Genomic DNA, 3,521 nt, shown 5'->3' with positions numbered 1-3,521 from the left:
GGGCGTTACGGTGGATCACGAGGGCCTCCTGCCATCGGCGTAGATGTCGCAATCCACACCGAGCCAGAAGGCCCTCACCTCGTTCAAGCACCCAGCACGCGTGTCACCAACGTGCCGGGACAGCACATCTAGGGCGCCTGCCCTGTCCCGAGCCGCTCGGCGAGGAAGGCGATGATCTCGTCCCTGGCCCGCAGGGTCGGATGACCCTCCTCGTCCACGAGATGCGCCGTCACGACGCTGTGCGCGCAGCCGACGACATCGCGGAAGAAGGGCGGCGGATCGGGGTGCGCCGTCCCGGGGTCGAGTACGCGGCCGTCGAAGGCGTCCCCGAGCAGCGCCCGGTACGCGGCGAACCGCTGCCCCGTGCACCATGTGTCGCCCTCGAAGCGGTAGGCGAGCACCTTCACCCCGTCCCGGGCCACCCGTTCGGCCACGGCAGCCGCGTCCTCGTCGCCGAGCTCCAGCTCACCGGCGCTGTCGAGCGGCAGCGACGGATGGTTGACCACGGGGGCGATGACGGCGGGTTCGAGCGTCATGCTCAGCGCGAAGTTCCCGGTGAAACACAGCCCCACGGCCCCGACCCCCGGCCCGCCGCACTCGGTGTGCGCCAGGCGGGCGAGCCCGCGCAGCCAACCGACGACAGGGCTGGTGCCACCGCCGGCGAACGCCCTGAACTCGGCGCTGACGCAGGCCCGTCGGACCACGATGTCGCGTGCCTCGGCGAGCGGGTAGGCACCGTCGACGCCGAAGAGGGACGGCAGGTACACGGAGAATCCGGCGTCACGTATCCAGCGCGCGAGCCGCGCGACGTCGGGGCTGATGCCCGGCATCTCCGGCATGAGGACGACCGCCGGCCCCACCCCGGTGACGTACACGGTCTTCGCGATGCCGTCGACCGTGACGGTCCGCCGTGTGAAGTCGTCCAGGGGGTCATCGCGCTGCCCTCTTCCGATCGCCATGAGCACGATGATGCTGAGCCGCTCATCCCCCTGGGAAGCGGCGGGATCGACAGGTATCCCGGTAATCTCGCCACCGTTCAGAGGCGATCGGGGGTGCGTGTGGGTCCACTGAGTCCACCGAGTCCATTGCGGGTCGGTGTGCTGGCCTTCCCGGGCTGCTTCGCCTCGGAGGTGTACGGCGTGCCCGACCTCCTGGCCATGGCCACGCATGTCGCGACGGCACACGGGGAACCCCGGCCGGGCTACGAGACCTCGGTCCTCTCGCCCCGCCGCCGGGTGACCGCGTCCGGCGGCGCGTCCCTCGACGTCCGTGCCATACGTCCCGTGGACGTCCTGATCGTGCCGGGTTTCGAACTGCCGCCCGCGCTCGACGTCGACGCGACCCTCGCCCGGCTGGCCCCGGAAGTCGCCGCGATCCGCGCGCAGGCGGCCTCGGGCACCGCCATCGTGTCGATCTGCGTCGGCGCCTATCTGCTCGCCGAAGCCGGGCTGCTCGCCGGGCGCGAGGCCACCACGTCCTGGTTGTACGCGGACCGGTTCGCCCGGCGGTACGCCGATGTGCGGCTGCGCCGGGAAGCCCTCGTCGTGACGGACCGCGGAGTGACGACCACGGCGGCATTCAGCGCCATGTACGACTTCGCACTCCAGCTGATACGCGAACACGACGGCCCCGGTGTCGCCCGCAGTACTGCGCGCATCGCCCTGGTCGACGACGCGCGCTCCACCCAGGCGCCGTATATCGACCCGGCGCTCATACCGACCACGGGCAGGGACTTCTCACTGGGCGTCAAACGCCGGCTCGACCAGGATCTCGCGGCACGCTACGACCTCTCGGCGCTCGCCCGTGAATTCCACGTCAGCACGCGCACCCTGCTCCGCCGCTTCGGCGACGAGGCGGGCGAATCACCCCTCGCGTACCTCCACAAGGCCCGGGTACGCCGGGCCACCCATCTGCTGGAGGTGACCGACAGGACCGTCACGGACATCGCCGGCGAGGTCGGGTACCGCGACACCGGGACATTCGGCGGCATCTTCGCCCGGCACACGGGACAGAGGCCACGGGAGTACCGAGCGAGATTCCGCCGCGGACGCGACGACCGCGGTGGTTCCGGGCCGACGTAGCCCACCGGCCGCGGACGGCGCACGGTCGGCCTCCCCGATCCGCTGATCAAGCTGCTTCGGCAGCACCAGGAGGAACAGGAGAGGGAGCGGGCCGAGGCCGGTGCCGACTGCGAGGAGTGCGTCCTCGCTCCGCCGACCGGCGGGCCCGTCAGTTTGGCTGCCCTCTTCGTGATGCACGTCACACTGCGGCGGCCGTGCCAGAGCCCAACTGAGACGGACATACGCCAGAGGGCTGGACCGCGAAAGCGGTCCGGCCCTCTGGGCTGGCGGAGGATACGCACCTGCGTTCGTGGGCGGCTTGTCTACGGGAAGGGTCCGGCACACGGTCTCGGATGAACCACAGTGAACGGCGCTGAATGAGACGGGAACTGAGACGGCCGCACTCCTTACCGCAGCACCGGAGACGGCCTGCGGCCAGCTGTCGAAACCACTGCACACGTGGGAGCTGGGCTCCCTGGGTTGCGTGGCCTGCATGCCTTAGGCGGGCTCCTGTACATCCGCGTTGAGGAAGGTCTCGTCTTCCCCAAAGTCCGCGGCCTGGAAGGGGTTTGTCGTCGGAGGCGGCGATGCTGTAGTGGCACTGTGGGGTTGCCCTTCCAGGGCGGAAAACAGCGACGTCAGTTCGATGAGGGGTCTCCCATTGGTTACAGGTCCCTGAAGGGGCCTGGCGTGCCATGACCGGGCACGGCGGTCCTACAGCTTGGTCATCTTGGTGTACGGGCTCAAGATCCGCATTTGCGTCGAGCCGAAATCCACGAGCGCCGCGCTTCCGTCCTCGATGCCGATCACCCAGCCGAGGCCGTACATGTCGTGTGTGACCTGGTCGCCCACGGCGAAGTGCTTGGGAGCCGGGGTGACCGGGGCCTTGAAAGGGCTGGTGGGCAAATGACGCTTCGGTGCAGCAGGCTTTGTCATCGCCCCCAGTATGCGCCTACGACTGCGCTGGTCGGTGGCTCTCAGGGGCAGGGGTAGCTGATCGTCGGACTCCGCTCCAGCAAGAGCTGAGCCTGCCGATCAGCCGCCAGACGAGCGGGGGTCGGGCGGTTCAGATTCATAGGAGGCCGAACCGCCCGTACCCTTCGTGGTGTCTACGGCGTCATTAGCGCGCCACACTGGAGGCAATATCTCGTGCTGATCGCTCAGCGTCCGTCACTGACCGAAGAGGTCGTCGACGAGTTCCGCTCCCGGTTCGTGATCGAGCCGCTGGAGCCGGGCTTCGGCTACACCCTCGGAAACTCCCTGCGTCGTACGCTCCTCTCCTCGATCCCCGGTGCGGCGGTCACGTCCATCCGGATCGACGGGGTCCTGCACGAGTTCACCACCGTGCCGGGCGTCAAGGAGGACATCACCGACCTCATCCTCAACATCAAGCAGCTCGTCGTCTCCTCGGAGCACGACGAGCCGGTTGTGATGTACCTGCGCAAGCAGGGCCCCGGCCTG

General features: G+C 68.9%; 3 protein-coding genes and 1 pseudogene. 2 read left to right on the top strand and 2 right to left on the bottom strand.

The genetic code is table 11. From position 1 onward, the window contains the following. Nucleotides 1-128: 128 nt before the first annotated feature. Nucleotides 129-959 carry a dienelactone hydrolase family protein gene (locus tag NMK44_RS41795; protein WP_254753383.1) on the bottom strand — a complete coding sequence of 277 codons (831 nt, stop codon included), beginning with the start codon at nt 957-959 and terminating at the stop codon, nt 129-131. Between the two features lie 180 nt (nt 960-1,139). Between NMK44_RS41795 and NMK44_RS41790 the strand changes: the two genes are divergently transcribed. Further along, nucleotides 1,140-2,081 carry a GlxA family transcriptional regulator gene (locus tag NMK44_RS41790; RefSeq protein WP_254753382.1) on the top strand — a complete coding sequence of 314 codons (942 nt, stop codon included), beginning with the start codon at nt 1,140-1,142 and terminating at the stop codon, nt 2,079-2,081. Between the two features lie 693 nt (nt 2,082-2,774). Here the strand turns inward: NMK44_RS41790 and NMK44_RS41785 are convergent. After that, on the bottom strand, nt 2,775-2,996 hold the full coding sequence (locus NMK44_RS41785) for a hypothetical protein (protein WP_254753381.1): 222 nt from the start codon (nt 2,994-2,996) through the stop codon (nt 2,775-2,777). Nucleotides 2,997-3,209: 213 nt separating this feature from the next. Between NMK44_RS41785 and NMK44_RS41780 the strand changes: the two are divergent. Further along, nucleotides 3,210-3,521, top strand: a pseudogene (locus NMK44_RS41780) (DNA-directed RNA polymerase subunit alpha); the annotation flags it as partial.

This window comes from Streptomyces cucumeris, assembly GCF_024295805.1.
Classification (GTDB): domain Bacteria; phylum Actinomycetota; class Actinomycetes; order Streptomycetales; family Streptomycetaceae; genus Streptomyces; species Streptomyces cucumeris.
The sequence above is the reverse complement of the archived record's forward strand: the minus strand, read 5'-3'. Positions and strand labels throughout refer to the sequence as shown.

Excerpts from the sequence above, each read along its gene's own strand:
- NMK44_RS41785 (WP_254753381.1), bottom strand. The coding sequence starts at position 2,996 with ATGACAAAGCCTGCTGCACCGAAGCGTCATTTGCCCACCAGCCCTTTC.
- NMK44_RS41795 (WP_254753383.1), bottom strand. The coding sequence starts at position 959 with ATGGCGATCGGAAGAGGGCAGCGCGATGACCCCCTGGACGACTTCACA.